The organism is Streptomyces yaizuensis, assembly GCF_034961445.1.
GTDB lineage: Bacteria > Actinomycetota > Actinomycetes > Streptomycetales > Streptomycetaceae > Streptomyces > Streptomyces yaizuensis.
The window spans coordinates 50317-66064 of record NZ_BSBI01000015.1 but is presented as its reverse complement, the minus strand read 5'-3'; the positions used below and the strand labels follow the sequence as shown (position 1 = coordinate 66064).

Genomic DNA, 15748 nt, shown 5'->3' with positions numbered 1-15748 from the left:
GACGCCCCCGGCAGCCCCTGACAGCCCCTGACGCCTCGCGGCCGGGGCGGCGGCGGTGGGCGGGGTCAGCGTGCGAACCAGCCGTGACCGGTGTACCAGTGGCCGCCCGCCCGCAGATGGTCCCCGATCGCCCGTTCCAGGCCGGTACGGCGGGGCAGCGAGTCCACCGCGAGCCCGGAGTCGCCGAAGACGAAGCCGACCACGGAAGAGTCCGCCGGCTCGGTCCGCTCACTGTGGACGGAGAACCGTTCCTGGAAGCGGCGGATGTTGGAGCCCTCGGGCAGCACCCCGGCCAGCTGAGGGTCGAGGAGCCAGGAGTGGCAGGTCGCGGTCGTGTAGGTCTCCTCGGGGTGGCAGCGCGCGAAGAAGGCGTCCGCCGCCGCGAGCGCCCGGTCGCAGGCGTCCGGGGTGAGCGGGCCGAGGAAATCGGGAATGTGCAGGTCCAGGGTGAGATCGCCGGGAGCGTACGGCTCACCCAGGTTGCGCAGCCCCTCCCCCATGCGTTCACCGAGCCGGCTCCGCTGGAACTGGAGCCTTCCCAGCTGGTACAGCTCGCCCCGGAAGTGCAGCACGAGCCAGCCGGGGTGCGCGAGCCCGCCCGTACCGCGCACTCTGCGGTGCAGGGCCATGTGCCGGCCGAGATCGGCGAGGGTGTGCCGGGACACCGCCTCGGGCACCGAGCGTCCCCGGTGGTGTGCGCGGATGTACGGAAGGGTCGCGACCAGCGCGTACACCGGGAAGTAGCGGACGACCCGGTCATCGCTCCGGTCGGGGTCGTCCAGGAGCGGCGCGTCCCAGCCACCGTCGATGGGGCCGATGGCCGATACCAGTCGCTCCGCCGCCGACGCCAGTTCGCGGCGGAGCCCGGGGTCGGCCGTCATCCGCCCGCGCAGGGCGAGGAGTTCGCCGATGTCCTCATGGGGCACGGTGAGGTCGAGCAGCGCGGCGGCGAGGTCGTCGCTCTCCGGCAGTGCGATGTCCTCGGTGGTCATCCGGCTCCCCTCCGGACCGCGCGACGGCCCGTCGACAGTTGGTACACAGTTGGCAGGTGCGGCACCGGTGCGCCGGGTCCCCATGGCCCCGCCGAGGCATCCTGGAAGAGGAGGCGAGACCATGCGCACCGGGAGTGAACCCATCACCGCGCGCAGTCCCCTGCGGATGCGGTTCTGGCTGAGTGTATGGGGCGTGCTCTGGACCAGTGCGGGTACGGCCCTCTTCGCCCTCGCGGGATATCCGGGATGGGCCGCGCTCTGCGGTGCGCTGCTGCTGGTCGTCCTCGTGGACCTGGCGGTCGTCGTGCACCGTATCCGCCAGGGGCCGCACTTCCAGCCGGGCCGGGACATCCCCCCGTACGAACCGGTCCGCGACCGGCCCCCGCTCCGGCCGCCGCCTCCGGGTCCGGGGGCACCGCCGGGCTCCACAGGCCACGAGGGCCCGGCCGGGCGGCGCCCTCCGGAGCGGTGATCAGGCCCCCAGGGCGGCCACCAGCGCTGCCGCCGCCGTCAGGAGCAGCCCGGTGAGCACGAACGCCCGGTCGACAGCGGTCCGCTCATGGCCGTCGACGACCACGTCACGGGGGTCCTGGGGGTCGTACGTGAGCCGCACGCTGATCCCGCCGGGCAGGGGCACGGGGGAGACCGTCTCCACGACCCGGCCGTCGTGGGTCTCGTAGCTGAGCAGCGGCCTGTCGGCCCCCGGCGGCGGGGGTTTCACCAGGGCGATCGCGTAGTGGCCGGAACGGGTGACCTGGCGGGTGCGGCGCAGGCCGTAGCCCCCGGCGAGGACGGCGACCGCTCCGGCCAGCGCGGCGAAAACGGCGAAAACGATCGTCACCGCCGTGATGCTAGTCCCGCCGGAACGGGTAGGGAGAGGGCTTGACGCACATCTGACGCAGCCGACCGCACCACCGCCCACCGATGCCCGCTGTCGGCTGTCGGCTGTCGGCTGTCGGCTGTCGGCTGTCGGCTGTGCATCGGTACGGCGGTTTTCAGCCGGCCGCCGCTCTGCGGGTCAGCTCCGCCCACACCGCGCGAACCTGCGGTTCCAGCGCTTCCAAGGGGCCGTCGTTGTCGATGACGAGGTCGGCGACGGCACGCCGCTGCTCACGGGTGGCCTGGGCCGCCATCCGGGCCCGCGCTTCGGACTCGGTCATTCCGCGCAGGTCCGTCAGCCGCTTCAGCTGGGTCTCCGGGGCGGCGTCGACCACGACGACGAGGTCGTACCGGGAGGACAGCCCGTTCTCGGTGAGCAGGGGGACATCGTGGACCACGACCGCGTCCGGGCCGGCCGCCCGCTCCAGCTCCTGGGCGCGTTCCCCGACGAGAGGGTGCACGATCGCGTTGAGCGCGGCCAGCCGTTCGGGGTCGGCGAAGACAAGCGCCCCCAGCGCCGGCCGGTCCAGGGTGCCGTCGGCGGTGAGGACCCCCGGCCCGAAGGCCGCCACGACGGCCGCGAGCCCTGGTGTACCGGGCTCCACGACCTCGCGGGCGATCTTGTCGGCGTCCACGACCACGGCGCCGTACGACGCCAGCAGCCGGGACACCTCGCTCTTGCCGGCGCCGATGCCACCGGTCAGACCTACGGACAACATGGGCCGCAGCCTAGGCCCTCTCTTCCGGTGGTCAGGAGTCGCCCTCGCGTTCGGCGAGGAATCGCTCGAACTCACGGCCGATCTCGTCGGCCGAGGGAAGGTCGGCCGGTTCCGCGACCAGGTTGCCCCGTGTCTCGGCGCCCGCCACCGCGTCGTACTGGTGCTCAAGCCCCTGGACCAGCGCGACCAACTCGCTGTCGCCCTCGCCGATCTGACGCTCGATCTCGTTCTGGGTGCGATGGGCCTCGGTGCGCAGCGTGTGCGCCACACCGGGGAGAACCAGGCCGGTGGCGGCCGTGATCGCCTCCAGGGCGGTCAGCGCCGCGTCCGGGTAGGAGGAGCGCGCCACATAGTGCGGCACGTGGGCGGCGACGCCGAGGACGTCGTGGCCCGCCTCCATCAGGCGGTACTCGATCAGCGACTCCGCGCTCCCCGGCACCTGCGCCTCGTCGAACGGGCTGCGGTGGCCGGGCATGAGGTCGGTGCGGTTGCCGTGCGGGGTGATGCCCACAGGACGGGTGTGCGGAACGCCCATGGGGATGCCGTGGAAGTTGACCGCGAGGCGTACCTGCAACCGTTCCACGATCCGGGTGACGGCCGCCGTGAACCGCTCCCACTCCACGTCCGGTTCGGGACCGGACAGCAGCAGGAAGGGGGCGCCGGTCGCGTCCTGGACGAGACGAAGCTCGATCCCGGGCGTCTCGTACGCGGTCCAGCGGTCGCGGCGGAAGGTCAGGAGCGGGCGGCGGGCGCGGTAGTCCACCAGCCTGTCGTGGTCGAAACGGGCGACCACCTGGTGGGGCAGGGTGTCGAGCAGGCTGCGGACGATCTGCTCACCGGTCTCCCCCGCATCGATGTATCCGTCGAAGTGGTACAGCATGACCAGGCCGGCGGACTCTTGCGCGAGCGCCACATCGACGACCGCGAGCCCCTTCGGCTCCCATTCGTACAAGCCCTGCGGATCATCCAGCACGATTACCGTTCCTCCTCGTGTTCACTACGCGACAACGCGCGGTGGCGGACGGGCATTCCCCACCGGCACACAAGGAACACCCCGGGAACGGGATTGGTCCTCCTCATCACCCCGTGATGGGTGACCCGGTGTCCCGGCAGCGTGCCCCGGCGATCTGGAGGCCGCCCGGAGGAAGAACGGAGAGTCCCCCGATCGGTCCGGGGGCGATCAAGGGGGACGGACGCCGGGAGAACGGGACGAGGCCCGCCCCCCTGAGGGGAGCGGGCCTCGTCTTCGGCTATCTGTCCGTCAGCCGCTGGTGGTGCCGAGCGTCAGCTCTGGCCGCCGGCCAGCTTCTCGCGGAGGGCGGCCAGCGCCTCGTCCGACGCCAGGGCGCCGGAGTTGTCGTCCGACTCCGAGGAGTACGAACCGCTGGCGGGCGCGGCGGCCGGAGCGGCGGTGCCACCCTCGGCAGCGGCGGCCTCGTCGGCCTCGCGGGACTTGATGACCTGGGCCTGGTGCTGCTCGAAGCGCGTCTGCGCCTCGGCGTACTGGGTCTCCCACGCCTCGCGCTGGGTCTCGTAACCCGGCAGCCAGTCGTTGGTCTCCGGGTCGAAGCCCTCGGGGTAGATGTAGTTGCCCTGGTCGTCGTAGGACGCGGCCATGCCGTAGAGGGTCGGGTCGAACTCGACCGAGGCCGGGTCGGCGCCGAAGGACTCGTTGGCCTGCTTCAGCGAGAGGCTGATGCGGCGGCGCTCCAGGTCGATGTCGATGACCTTGACGAAGATCTCGTCGTTGACCTGGACGACCTGCTCCGGGATCTCCACGTGGCGCTCGGCCAGCTCGGAGATGTGGACCAGGCCCTCGATGCCCTCGTCCACACGGACGAACGCACCGAACGGAACCAGCTTGGTGACCTTGCCGGGGACGACCTGGCCGATCTGGTGCGTCCGGGCGAACTGCTGCCACGGGTCTTCCTGCGTCGCCTTCAGCGACAGGGAGACACGCTCGCGGTCCATGTCGACGTCGAGGACCTCGACGGTGACTTCCTGGCCGACCTCGACAACCTCGGACGGGTGGTCGATGTGCTTCCAGGACAGCTCGGAAACGTGGACCAGACCGTCGACGCCACCCAGGTCCACGAAGGCACCGAAGTTGACGATCGAGGACACGACGCCGGAGCGGACCTGCCCCTTCTGGAGGGTGGTGAGGAACGTCTGGCGGACCTCGGACTGGGTCTGCTCCAGCCAGGCACGGCGGGACAGGACCACGTTGTTGCGGTTCTTGTCCAGCTCGATGATCTTCGCCTCAAGCTCCTTGCCCACGTAGGGCTGGAGGTCGCGAACACGGCGCATCTCGACCAGGGAGGCCGGGAGGAAGCCGCGGAGGCCGATGTCGAGGATGAGACCACCCTTGACGACCTCGATGACGGTACCGGTGACGATCCCGTCTTCTTCCTTGATCTTCTCGATGGTGCCCCAGGCGCGCTCGTACTGGGCGCGCTTCTTCGAGAGGATCAGGCGGCCTTCCTTGTCCTCCTTCTGGAGAACCAGGGCCTCGATCTCGTCGCCGACCTTGACGACCTCGTTCGGGTCGACGTCGTGCTTGATCGAGAGCTCGCGGCTCGGGATGACACCTTCGGTCTTGTAACCGATGTCGAGCAGGACCTCGTCCCGGTCGACCTTCACGATGACGCCGTCGACGATGTCGCCGTCGTTGAAGTACTTGATCGTCTCGTCGATCGCGGCGAGGAAGGCTTCCTCGTTACCGATGTCGTTGACCGCTACCTGCGGAGTGGCGGTGGTCTCGGTGCTGCTCGTCATGTGGGAAAGGGCTCCGGTACGGACATTGAAGTCGTAGGCACTGCTACGCCGTGAGCCCGTCATCGCAGCTGCATAAGGCCGGACAGCCATGGAGGCGCCCGATCGGCGGGGGCTTCCGGAGACCGGAAACTTCCCGCCAAGGCACCCCGTGAACCGAGGGGACATACATACAGCCGCAAGCGCGGCCTGCTCTGTCTGAGGCGCGCAGGCCCGCAGCGCAACTTGTAGCATACGGGGGCAGCCGGAGACGGTCAATGCGCGAAGACGCACACCCGGGGCGGAACGTTCCAAATCCGGCGCAACACGTGTTTGCGGAGGGCCTCCTGAGCCCTGGCCGATCCGATGCATCCGATGCGTCCGATGCGCAAACTACAACGACGGTGAAGATGAGCCAATACATCAAGGATGCCCCGGAGACCCCCGGGGCGGCCGGTGCAGAGCCCGAGGCGACCCGCCGTGACGCGGACGGCACGGAGAGCAGCCGGGCCAGCAGGGGCTGGTGGGACCGGAACGCCGACGACTACCAGCGCGAGCACGGGGCCTTCCTCGGGGACGACCGGTTCGTCTGGGGGCCGGAGGGACTGGACGAGGCCGAGGCGGGGCTGCTGGGGCCGGCGGAGGCGCTGCGGGGCCTGGACGTCCTGGAGATCGGCGCGGGTGCGGCGCAGTGCTCCCGCTGGCTGGCGGCCCAGGGGGCGCGGCCGGTGGCGCTGGACCTCTCCCACCGGCAGCTCCAGCACGCGCTGCGGATCGGGGCGGATGTGCCGCTGGTGGAGGCCGACGCGGGGGCGCTGCCGTTCCGTGACGGCTCCTTCGACCTCGCGTGCTCCGCGTACGGGGCGGTGCCGTTCGTGGCGGACCCGGCGGGGGTCTTCGCCGAGGTGCACCGGGTACTGCGGCCGGGTGGCCGCTGGGTCTTCTCCGTCACCCATCCCATCCGCTGGGCGTTCCCGGACGAGCCGGGGCCGGAGGGGCTGAGCGTGTCGGGCTCGTACTTCGACCGCACGCCGTACGTGGAGCAGGACGACCGGGGGCAGGCGGTCTATGTGGAGCACCACCGGACGATCGGCGACCGGGTGCGGGACGTGGTCGCGGGCGGCTTCCGGCTGGTGGACCTGGTGGAGCCGGAGTGGCCGGCCTGGAACAGCCAGGAGTGGGGCGGCTGGTCCCCGCTGCGGGGGAATCTGATCCCGGGTACGGCGATCTTCGTCTGCGTGCGGGACTGAGGGGCCGGCGGCGCCCAGGCCGGTCCCGCAGCGCCCGGGCCGGTCCTGCGGCCGGCGGCTCCCCCCTGAGCCGTCGGCGGGCCCGGGAGTGCCGACCGGTGCGAGGCCGTCGGGCGGTACGAGTCGAACGGTATTAGTCCTATTAACCGCTGATCTCACGGCGCCTGTGGACAGCGCGGCACACGGCCCGTCCGGACGTACGAGACTGGGCGCATGATCCGAACCGACGTACTCGACCGTCTCCCGGTGCGCGAGGCCCTTCCCGGCCTCTTCGCCGCGCTCGACGAGCGCGGGGCGGCCGTGCTCTCCGCGCCGCCCGGCACCGGGAAGACGACGCTGGTGCCGCTGGCGCTCGCCGGGCTCGTCGGCGACTGCCCCGGCGGCCGGGTGCTGGTGGCCGAGCCACGGCGGATGGCGGTCCGGGCTGCGGCACGCCGGATGGCCTGGCTGCTGGGCCAGGAGGTGGGCGGCGCGGTGGGGTACACGGTCCGGGGCGAGCGCCGGGCGGGGCCCGCCACCCTGGTGGAGGTGATGACCACCGGGGTGCTCCTCCAGCGGCTCCAGCGCGACCCGGAGCTGCCCGGGGTGGATGTGGTGCTGCTGGACGAATGTCATGAGCGCCATCTGGACGCGGACACCGCGATGGCGTTCCTGCTCGATGTCCGCGCCATGCTCCGGCCCGATCTGGGGCTCGTGGCCGCGTCGGCGACGGGGGACGCGGACGCCTGGGCGGGGCTCCTGGCGGCGGCGGACGGCCTCGGCCCGGTGCCGGTGGTCGTGGGCCGGGGCGAGGGGCACGGCGTCCGGTCCCACCACGCGCCGCCGCCTGCCGGGATCCGGCCCGCGCACGGCACCTGGGTGGATCCGGCGCTGCTGCGGCACATCACGGCGACGGTGCGGCAGGCACTCGACCGGGACGAGGGGGACGTGCTCTGCTTCCTGCCGGGCACCGGGGAGATCGCGCGGGCGGCCGGGCTGCTGGCCGATGTGGACGCGGACGTACTGCAACTGCACGGTCGGGCGCCGGCGGCGGTGCAGGACTCCGTGCTGCGGGGCGGCGGCGGACGGCGCCGGGTGGTGCTGACGACGTCGGTGGCCGAATCCAGTCTGACCGTGCCCGGGGTCCGGGTGGTCGTGGACTCGGGGCTGGCCCGCGAGCCGCGCGTGGACCACGCCCGGGGGCTGGGGTCGCTGACGACGGTGCCGGTCCCGGCGTCGGGAGCGACCCAGCGGAAGGGCCGCGCCGGCCGGGAGGCCCCCGGCACCGTGTACCAGTGCTGGTCGCCGGGGGACGACATACGGCGGGCTCGTCACCCCTCCCCCGAGATCCGGACCGCGGACCTGACGTCGTTCGCACTGCGGGCGGCCTGCTGGGGCGACCCCTCGGCGGCGGGGCTCGCGCTGCTGGACGCCCCGCCCCCCGGCGCCATGGCGGCGGCCCGGTCGGTGCTGACCGCGATCGGGGCCGTCGACGCGGAGGGGCGGGCCACCGAGCGGGGGGTGCTCATGTCCCGGATGGGGGTCCATCCCCGGCTGGCCAGAGCACTGCTGGACGCCGCTCCCATGGTGGGGGCCGAACGCGCCGCCGGGGTGGTGGCGCTGCTCAGCGAGGAACCGCCCCGGGAGTACGGCGACGATCTGGCGGAGGTCTGGCGCCGGGCCCGGCGCGGGGGCGACGCCTACGCGGCGCGCTGGCGGTCGGAGACCCGCCGTCTGATGTCCGCGTTGCCCACGGCGACCGGTGGCCCAGGTCCGGCGGGCGCGGCGGGCGCGGCAGGCGGCACGGCGGCGGCCGGAGCGGCGGCGGGCTCCGGGGACGACGCTGTGGCAGGGCTCGTGACGGCGCTGGCCTTCCCGGAGCGGGTCGCCCGGTCCCGGGGCGAGGGGGCGTTCCTCATGGCCTCGGGGACCGGGGCCGAGGTGGCGGCCGGGTCCGGGCTGCGCGGGTCCCGCTGGCTGGCGGTGGCGGTCGCCGACCGGCCCGTGTCGGCCGCCTCGGCGCGGGTGCGGCTCGCGGCCGTGGTCGACGAGGAGACGGCGTGCGCGGCGGCCGCGCATCTGCTGAGCGCGGGCGAGGAGGTCCATTGGGAGGACGGGGACGTGGTGGCGCGGGAGGTGCGTCGGCTGGGCGCGGTGGAGCTGGCCTCCCGTCCGCTGCGCAGACCCGATCCGGCGCTGGTGCGGGCCGCGCTGCTGGAGGGGCTGCGCGGAGAGGGGCTGGGGCTGCTGCGCTGGACACCCGAGGCGCGGTCGCTGCGGGACCGGCTGGCCTTCCTCCACCGGGTGCTGGGATCGCCCTGGCCGGACGTCTCGGACGAGCGGCTGCTCGGAAGTGCCGACGAGTGGCTGGAGCCGGAGTTGTCGCGGGCCGGGCGGCGGGCCGATCTGGGCCGGATCCCCGTGGGGGAAGCACTGCGGCGGCTGCTGCCCTGGGCGAGCGGCGAGGGGGCCCGGCTGGACGAGCTGGCCCCGGAGCGGATCGAGGTGCCGAGCGGCTCGCGGATTCGGGTGGAGTACGACGGGGAGCAGCCGGTGCTGTCGGTGAAGCTCCAGGAGATGTTCGGCCTGCGGGAGACTCCCCGGGTGGCGGGGGTGGCGGTGCGGGTGCATCTGCTCTCTCCCGCCCGGCGGCCGGTGGCGGTCACCGCCGATCTGGCCTCGTTCTGGGCGGAGGGATACCGCTCGGTGCGGGCGGAGCTGCGGGGGCGGTATCCGAAGCACCCCTGGCCGGAGGATCCCTCGACCGCCGTACCGACCCGGCACACGACGGCCCGCCGGGACGCGGAGGGGGGAAAGGGAGGAAAGGGAGGAAGGTGCTGAAGACGCTGAGGAATCGGTGGTGGCCCGCGTGATCACCGCGTGTATCAGGGCCGGGCCGGCGTCGCCGGAGCGCGTCGGCGCCGGACGGGCCGGGGCCGGCTCCTGTCGGGTCGACTTGTCGCCCGGGTGCGGCGGGCGCCGGCGGGGGCGGCCCGGTGGAGGGTCGTGGCCGCCGGAGCGGGTGATGGGAGGCGGGGGTCAGCCGGGGGTGGTGGAGCGGGGGGCGGGGGCGCGGCTTCTGGCCTCCAGGACGAGGGCCAGGGTCAGGGTGCAGCCGCCCAGGGCGAGAAAGCCCCAGGGGAGATAGGAGGTGAGCAGGAGGATCAGCGGACGCTGGGACTTGACCAGGTCGACGGTGTGGTCGATGTAGTCGGGGCGCATCTTCACATGGCCGGCGAAGACGGTGACCCGGTCCCGGCCGCCGAGGAGGGTGCCGCCGCGCAGTTCCTCGCGGTGGATCTCCTCGCCGTTGACGGGGGCCCCGGTGACGGGGTCGACCCAGAACATCCGGCGGGTGGTGTACCAGCGGGTGGTGCCGGTGTCGCGTTCCAGGGTGGTGGCGTCGATGCCGGGGATCGGCATCGTGCGCGGGTAGGGGACCTTGGTCCACGGGACGGTCTGCTCGAAGTAGTAGACGTCCAGTCCGCGGAAGGAGCGGGTGCCCCGGTAGTGGATGGGGGCGGAGGTGCGGGTCTGGGCGTCGAAGTACCGGTAGTCCCGTTTCTCGGTGAGGAAGGGCCATTTGAAGGCGATGCCGTCGCGGCGGACGGGGGTGCCGTCGACCGTTTCGCCGGGCGCGTGGACCGGCGCCTGGGTGTGGGCGTCGAAGATGTAGCGCTCGGGGATCTGGGAGATCATCGCGCCGTCGGGGCCCTGCACATGGGCGAGGGCGTCCCAGACGACGACATCCCGGCCGGTGGTCCGTTCGATCCGTTCGGACGCGGCGACGTCGCCCTTCAGGGTCTGGACGATAGTGACCTTGTCGACCCGGCGGGCACGGAGGGTGCCGTAGTCGAGCAGGGTGGCGGGCCGGGCCTCCATCACGACCTCCTGGTACTGGCCGGGCGGGACCTTGGCGAGGCGGGGGAAGGCGTACCAGCGCAGCAGCGGGGAGAGGGTGGTGAAGAAGACGGCGAGGGCGAGGAGCACCAGTCCGGCACGGCTGCGCATGGCCTTCCCTACTTCTTGGGGCCGGGGACGGTGGTGAGCAGGGGTTCGGGTGAGGTTCCGTCCTGGGGCGGGCCGATGGCGGTGACGGTGAGGACGAGGGCGACGGCGGCGGTCAGTCCGATGGCGGCGGCGGCGAAGGCGCGCATGGTTCGGCCTCCCGGTGCTGGGACCCCCGGAGGGGATCTGATGACGCGTCAGGGAGAGGGCACCGTAGCAATCGGACGGCTCGATGAGAACACATGGGACCGCCCCGCTGCCGGTGCGGCTGCGGGGCGGTCCGGGGAGAGCGGCCGGCGGTGCGGCTCAGCCGGTGGGCGTCGCGCTCGCGCGGGACGACGCGCCGGCGGACGGGCTCGGGGAGGCCCCGGCGGGCGCGCTCGGGGACTCGCTGGGAGCGGTGGTGGGCGCCTCGGTCACGGTCAGCTCCACCGTGATGGGCTTGGCGCCGACGGCGGTGAGGTGGAGGACGTAGGTGCCCGCCGTGCCGTCGGCGAAGAGCTTGGGCAGCCGCAGCACACCCCGGGAGTCCGTGGTGAGGTCGAGGCTCCGCAGCGGGGTGCCCTCGGCGCCCTTGAAGTAGGGGCCCTTGTCGTTCTCGGTCGGGTCCTCGACGCTCTTGACCAGGGTGGCGGTGACCCCGACACCGGAGGCGACGGCGCCCCGGTGGGTGGCCCGGACCTCCACGAAGTCCGTGAACTCGCCGCCCACGACGGCCGTCAGCGGCTTCTCCCCGACGCGGACGAGCGCGTCCGCCACCCTCGGGGTCACCTTGGCGGTGACCTTCACCGGGGCGAGGTCGGTGCCGCTGACGGTGGCCCGGATGATGAACTCCCCGGGCGTCTCGCCGGCCCGGAGCACGGGTGCGGTGACCCGGCCGTCGGCGGCGGTGGTGAGGACGGCGCTGGTGCGGCCGCCGGGGAAGCGGCTGTCCGTGGTCCCGGTGATCTCGAAGCGCACGGCCTGCCGGGCGAGCCCCTTGCCCTGGGCGTCCTCGACGCGGACGGTGACCCGCCCGGCGAAGTCGCGGCCGGCCACGGCGGTGATCGTCTCCGCGCCCGCGTTCTCGATCGCGCCGGGGGCGGTGACCGGCGGCTTGGTGGGCGGCTGGGTCGGCGGCTTCACCGGCGGGGTCGTCGGGGGCTTCGGCCGGCCGGGCTTGTCGCCACCGCCGGGCTTGGGCTTCGGCGACGCACTCGGGCCGCCCTGGTCGCCACCGGGCTTCGCGGGCCCCTTGGCCGGCGGCTTGTCGCCGGTGGCGTCCGTGCCGGGGCTGTCGGGCGCGTCGGAGCCGGGCAGTGCGCCCGTGCCGTCCGGGACGGAGTGCGTGCCCTTCTTGTAGTACTCGAACCAGGACAGCACCGTCCGCAGATAGGTGCGGGACTGGTTGTAGCTGAGGATCGCCCTGTCCAGGTCCGCGCTGTCGCGCAGATCCCGCTCGCCGGCGCAGAGGTAGCGGCCCGCCGCGAGCGCGGCGTCATGGATGTTGTTGGGGTCCTTGCGGCCGTCGGCGTTGGCGTCCTGACCCCAGGAGGCCCAGGTGGAGGGGATGAACTGCATCGGGCCGACGGCGCGGTCGTAGGCCGTGTCGCCGTCGTGGACACCGTTGTCGGTGTCGGGGATGTTGGCGAATCCGACGCCGTTGAGCACCGGGCCCCGGATGGGCGAGAGGGTGGTGCCGTTGCCGTCGACCCGGCCGCCGCGCGCCTGCCCGGACTCCACCTTGCCGATCGCGGCCAGCAGCTGCCAGGGCACATGGCAGCCCGGGTCCGACGCCGAGATGGTCCGCTCCGCGTTCTTGTACGCGGCGAGGATGGTGGCGGGGATGCCCGCCTGGGCCGCCGCCTGCTGCTCCTTCGCGCTGGGCAGGCCGATGGAGGCACCCGGCTTGTCGGGCGTGGTCAGCGGCGGAAGGTCCGTGTAGTACGGGGAGTTGCCGGTGGCCGGCTGGTCGGGGCCCGCGTCCGGCTCGGAGTTGCCCTGTCCCGGGCCCTCGCTGCCGCCGCCGAGGTTCGCATGGGTGATTCCGGGCGCCTGCGAGGCGGAGAGGGCCGCCACAGCGGCGGCGGCCACGGCGGTGGTGGTCGCTCCTCTGCGCAGCCGTCGGCCGAGTTCCGCTGCCATACGTCTGTTTCCCTCCCCGAAAGCGGCTGTTCGCGCTCCCCAGTGCGATAACGGAAATATCTCTGGCGACCCTACGACACGTACCTGTCAGGGGACACCACGCCTCGACCGGTTTTCACCAGTTCGCCACCTCGAAGGAGGCCAAAAGCCGAGTGTCGGTTGCGTCACCCCGCTGACCTGCACCGATTCCATATACCGGCAAGGAGGGGAAGGGCACGGCGGATGTCCTGCCGGGCAGCGCCACCGGGCCGTCCGGACCCGGCGGCGGAGCGGCGGGACGGGCCCCCGGTACGACGACCGGGGGCCCGTGCGCTCAGTGCGCGGCGGACTCCCAGTCCGCGCCGACGCCCACCGACACGTCCAGCGGGGCGCTGAGCTGCGCGGCCGAGGACATCTCCCGGCGCACGACCGCCTCGACGTCCTCGCGCTCGCCCGGTGAGATCTCCAGCACGATTTCGTCGTGGACCTGGAGCAGCATCCGGGACGTCAGCTCCGCCTCCCGCAGCGCCCGGTCCACCCGCAGCATCGCGATCTTCACAATGTCCGCCGCGGTGCCCTGGATCGGTGCGTTGAGCGCCATGCGCTCGGCGGACTCGCGGCGCTGCCGGTTGTCGCTGTTGAGGTCGGGCAGATAGCGGCGGCGGCCGAACATGGTCGCGGTGTAGCCGGTGGCACGGGCCTCGTCCACCACCCGGTGCAGATAGTCGCGCACCCCGCCGAACCGCTCGAAGTACGTGTCCATCAGGGCCCGTGCCTCGCCCGCTTCGATGTTGAGCTGCTGGGAGAGACCGAAGGCCGAGAGGCCGTACGCCAGCCCGTAGGACATCGCCTTGATCTTGCGGCGCATCTCCGCGTCGACGTCGGACGTGGCCACGCCGAAGACCTGGGAGGCGACCGTGTTGTGCAGGTCCTCGCCGGAGGTGAAGGCCCGGATCAGCCCCTCGTCCTGGGAGAGGTGCGCCATCACCCGCAGTTCGATCTGGCTGTAGTCGGCCGTCATCAGCGACTCGAAGCCCTCGCCGACGACGAAGCCGCGCCGGATGGCCCGGCCCTCGTCGGTGCGGACCGGCACATTCTGGAGATTCGGGTCGGTCGAGGACAGCCGGCCCGTCGCCGCGACGGTCTGGCTGAAGGTCGTGTGGATCCGGCCGTCGGCAGCGACGGTCTTGATCAGCCCTTCGACGGTGGAGCGCAGCCGGGCCTGCTCGCGGTGGCGCAGCATGATCACCGGCAGCTCGTGCTCGGTCTGGGTGGCGAGCCAGGCCAGGGCGTCCGCGTCCGTCGTGTAGCCGGTCTTGGTCTTCTTGGTCTTGGGGAGGTTCAGCTCGCCGAAGAAGACCTCCTGGAGCTGCTTGGGCGAGCCGAGGTTGAACTCGTGGCCCACCGCGGCGTGGGCCTCCTTGACCGCCTGCTGGACGGCGCCCGCGAACAGCTGCTCCATCGACTCCAGATGGGCGCGGTCGGCGGCGATGCCGTGCCGCTCCATCCGGGCCAGCAGCACGGAGGTGGGCAGCTCCACGTCGTGCAGCAGCTCGGTGGCGCCGACCTCGGCGAGCCGCCCGGTGAAGGCGTCGCCGAGGTCGAGGACGGCCCGCGCCTGCGCCATCAGGGCGTCGGCCTCGGCGTGCTCGTCCGTGCCGAAGGCGAGCTGCCCGTCGGCGGCGGCCGGGACCAGCTCGCGGTGGAGGTACTCGACGGAGAGGGCGTCCAGCGCGAAGGAGCGCCGGCCGGGCTTGACGAGGTACGCGGCGAGGGCGGTGTCCATGGTGACGCCCTCGACCTGCCAGCCGTGCTCCGGGAAGACCCGCAGGGCCTCCTTGGCGCTGTGCATCACCTTGGGCCGGGCGGGGTCCGCGACCCAGGCGGCGAAGGCGCGCTCGTCGGCCTCGTCGAGCCGGGTGGTGTCGAACCAGGCCGCGCTGCCGTCGGCGGCGGCGAGGGCGATCTCGCTGACATTGCCCGTGCCCAGCGCCCAGCTGGTGACGGTGGCGACACCGAGCGGCCGGTCGCCGTGGCGCTCCAGCCAGGGGGCCAGCTCGCCGGTGGCCAGCACGGTGCCGTCCAGCTCGATGCCCGCCTCCGGGGCGGGGCCCTCGTCCTCGGCGGCGCCCGGGTCGACGGCGAGCAGCCGCTCGCGCAGGCTCGGGTTCCGGATCTCCAGGATCTCCAGGAAGCTCCTGAGCGCCTCGCGGTCGTAGGGCGCGCGCTCCAGGTCGGCGACGGTCCTCGGCAGCTCGACGTCGCGGACCAGCTCGGTCAGATGGCGGTTGAGCTTGACCGACTCCAGATGGTCGCGGAGCGACTGGCCGACCTTGCCCTTGACCTCGTCGGCCCGCTCGATCAGCTCGGCGAACGAACCGAACTGGTTGATCCACTTGGTGGCGGTCTTCTCGCCCACGCCGGGAATGCCGGGGAGGTTGTCGGACGGGTCGCCGCGGAGGGCGGCGAAGTCGGGGTACTGGGCGGGGGTCAGCCCGTACTTCTCCTGGACCTTCTCGGGGGTGAAGCGCGTCAGCTCGGAGACGCCCTTGGTCGGGTAGAGCACCGTGGTGTGCTCGCTGACCAGCTGGAACGAATCCCGGTCGCCGGTGACGATCAGTACGTCGAAGCCGGCGGCCTCGGCCCGGGTGGCGAGGGTGGCGATGATGTCGTCGGCCTCGAAGCCGTCCACCGCGAAGCGCTCGGCGTTCATCGTGTCGAGCAGCTCGCCGATCAGCTCGACCTGGCCCTTGAACTCGTCCGGGGTCGCGGAGCGGTTCGCCTTGTACTCGGGGAAGTCCTTCGAGCGCCAGGTCTTGCGGGAGACGTCGAACGCCACGGCGAAGTGCGTGGGCGCCTCGTCACGCAATGTGTTCGCCAGCATCGACGCGAAGCCGTAGATGGCGTTGGTCGTCTGGCCGCTCGCGGTCGAGAAATTCTCCGCGGGCAGCGCGAAGAACGCCCGGTACGCCAGGGAGTGCCCGTCCATGAGGAGGAGGCGGGGGCGGTTGTCGTCTGGGGTCTTCTTCGATGCTGTCCGATCCACGCCCCCGATCCTGCCACGGAC

Annotated in this window: 12 protein-coding genes; 3 read left to right on the top strand and 9 right to left on the bottom strand. The window is 72.6% G+C overall.

What is annotated here, in order from left to right:
• Positions 1–65: 65 nt before the first annotated feature.
• Entirely contained in the window at positions 66–992 is a 927-nt protein-coding gene (locus tag SYYSPA8_RS30055) for an acyltransferase domain-containing protein (RefSeq protein WP_323450540.1), read from the bottom strand.
• Positions 993–1113: 121 nt separating this feature from the next.
• On the opposite strand from SYYSPA8_RS30055, the gene SYYSPA8_RS30050 reads away from it, so the two are divergent.
• Positions 1114–1464, top strand: a complete 351-nt coding sequence (locus SYYSPA8_RS30050) for a DUF6343 family protein (RefSeq protein ID WP_323450539.1) — start codon at positions 1114–1116, stop codon at positions 1462–1464.
• Here the strand turns inward: SYYSPA8_RS30050 and SYYSPA8_RS30045 are convergent, their stop codons facing one another.
• From SYYSPA8_RS30045 to rpsA, 4 genes are all read right to left on the bottom strand, one after another.
• Positions 1465–1833, bottom strand: a complete 369-nt coding sequence (locus SYYSPA8_RS30045; protein WP_323450538.1) for a DUF3592 domain-containing protein — start codon at positions 1831–1833, stop codon at positions 1465–1467. It lies immediately after the preceding gene.
• Positions 1834–1987: 154 nt separating this feature from the next.
• The gene (gene coaE / locus SYYSPA8_RS30040; protein ID WP_323450537.1) at positions 1988–2590 is read right to left on the bottom strand and encodes a dephospho-CoA kinase; all 603 of its coding nucleotides are present in this window, start codon (positions 2588–2590) and stop codon (positions 1988–1990) included.
• A 31-nt stretch (positions 2591–2621) separates the two neighbouring features.
• Positions 2622–3560, bottom strand: a complete 939-nt coding sequence (locus SYYSPA8_RS30035) for a PAC2 family protein (RefSeq protein ID WP_323450699.1) — start codon at positions 3558–3560, stop codon at positions 2622–2624.
• Positions 3561–3874: 314 nt separating this feature from the next.
• Positions 3875–5365 carry a 30S ribosomal protein S1 gene (rpsA, locus tag SYYSPA8_RS30030; protein ID WP_323450536.1) on the bottom strand — a complete coding sequence of 497 codons (1491 nt, stop codon included), beginning with the start codon at positions 5363–5365 and terminating at the stop codon, positions 3875–3877.
• A gap of 386 nt (positions 5366–5751) precedes the next feature.
• On the opposite strand from rpsA, the gene SYYSPA8_RS30025 reads away from it, so the two are divergent.
• Both SYYSPA8_RS30025 and hrpB read left to right on the top strand, forming a co-directional pair.
• Positions 5752–6591, top strand: coding sequence for a class I SAM-dependent methyltransferase (locus SYYSPA8_RS30025; protein ID WP_323450535.1), 840 nt, complete (start codon positions 5752–5754; stop codon positions 6589–6591).
• A gap of 213 nt (positions 6592–6804) precedes the next feature.
• Positions 6805–9411, top strand: a complete 2607-nt coding sequence (hrpB, locus tag SYYSPA8_RS30020) for an ATP-dependent helicase HrpB (RefSeq protein ID WP_323450534.1) — start codon at positions 6805–6807, stop codon at positions 9409–9411.
• A 198-nt stretch (positions 9412–9609) separates the two neighbouring features.
• Here hrpB and SYYSPA8_RS30015 read toward each other — a convergent pair whose 3' ends face one another.
• From SYYSPA8_RS30015 to polA, 4 genes are all read right to left on the bottom strand, one after another.
• On the bottom strand, positions 9610–10581 hold the full coding sequence (locus tag SYYSPA8_RS30015; protein WP_323450533.1) for a DUF3068 domain-containing protein: 972 nt from the start codon (positions 10579–10581) through the stop codon (positions 9610–9612).
• Positions 10582–10589: 8 nt separating this feature from the next.
• On the bottom strand, positions 10590–10727 hold the full coding sequence (locus SYYSPA8_RS30010; protein ID WP_323450532.1) for an SPW_0924 family protein: 138 nt from the start codon (positions 10725–10727) through the stop codon (positions 10590–10592).
• A 157-nt stretch (positions 10728–10884) separates the two neighbouring features.
• Positions 10885–12702 (bottom strand): lytic murein transglycosylase, encoded by a 1818-nt coding sequence (locus SYYSPA8_RS30005; protein WP_323450531.1) that lies wholly within the window; start codon positions 12700–12702, stop codon positions 10885–10887.
• A 313-nt stretch (positions 12703–13015) separates the two neighbouring features.
• Complete coding sequence (polA, locus tag SYYSPA8_RS30000; RefSeq protein WP_323450530.1) at positions 13016–15727, bottom strand: DNA polymerase I; 2712 nt, start codon at positions 15725–15727, stop codon at positions 13016–13018.
• Positions 15728–15748 lie beyond the last annotated feature (21 nt).

Bases quoted from the DNA above. Each gene is read 5' to 3' on its own strand.
- coaE (WP_323450537.1), bottom strand. From the start codon at position 2,590: ATGTTGTCCGTAGGTCTGACCGGTGGCATCGGCGCCGGCAAGAGCGAG.
- SYYSPA8_RS30010 (WP_323450532.1), bottom strand. From the start codon at position 10,727: ATGCGCGCCTTCGCCGCCGCCGCCATCGGACTGACCGCCGCCGTCGCC.
- SYYSPA8_RS30015 (WP_323450533.1), bottom strand. From the start codon at position 10,581: ATGCGCAGCCGTGCCGGACTGGTGCTCCTCGCCCTCGCCGTCTTCTTC.
- hrpB (WP_323450534.1), top strand. From the start codon at position 6,805: ATGATCCGAACCGACGTACTCGACCGTCTCCCGGTGCGCGAGGCCCTT.
- SYYSPA8_RS30050 (WP_323450539.1), top strand. From the start codon at position 1,114: ATGCGCACCGGGAGTGAACCCATCACCGCGCGCAGTCCCCTGCGGATG.
- SYYSPA8_RS30025 (WP_323450535.1), top strand. From the start codon at position 5,752: ATGAGCCAATACATCAAGGATGCCCCGGAGACCCCCGGGGCGGCCGGT.
- SYYSPA8_RS30055 (WP_323450540.1), bottom strand. From the start codon at position 992: ATGACCACCGAGGACATCGCACTGCCGGAGAGCGACGACCTCGCCGCC.
- SYYSPA8_RS30005 (WP_323450531.1), bottom strand. From the start codon at position 12,702: ATGGCAGCGGAACTCGGCCGACGGCTGCGCAGAGGAGCGACCACCACC.
- rpsA (WP_323450536.1), bottom strand. From the start codon at position 5,365: ATGACGAGCAGCACCGAGACCACCGCCACTCCGCAGGTAGCGGTCAAC.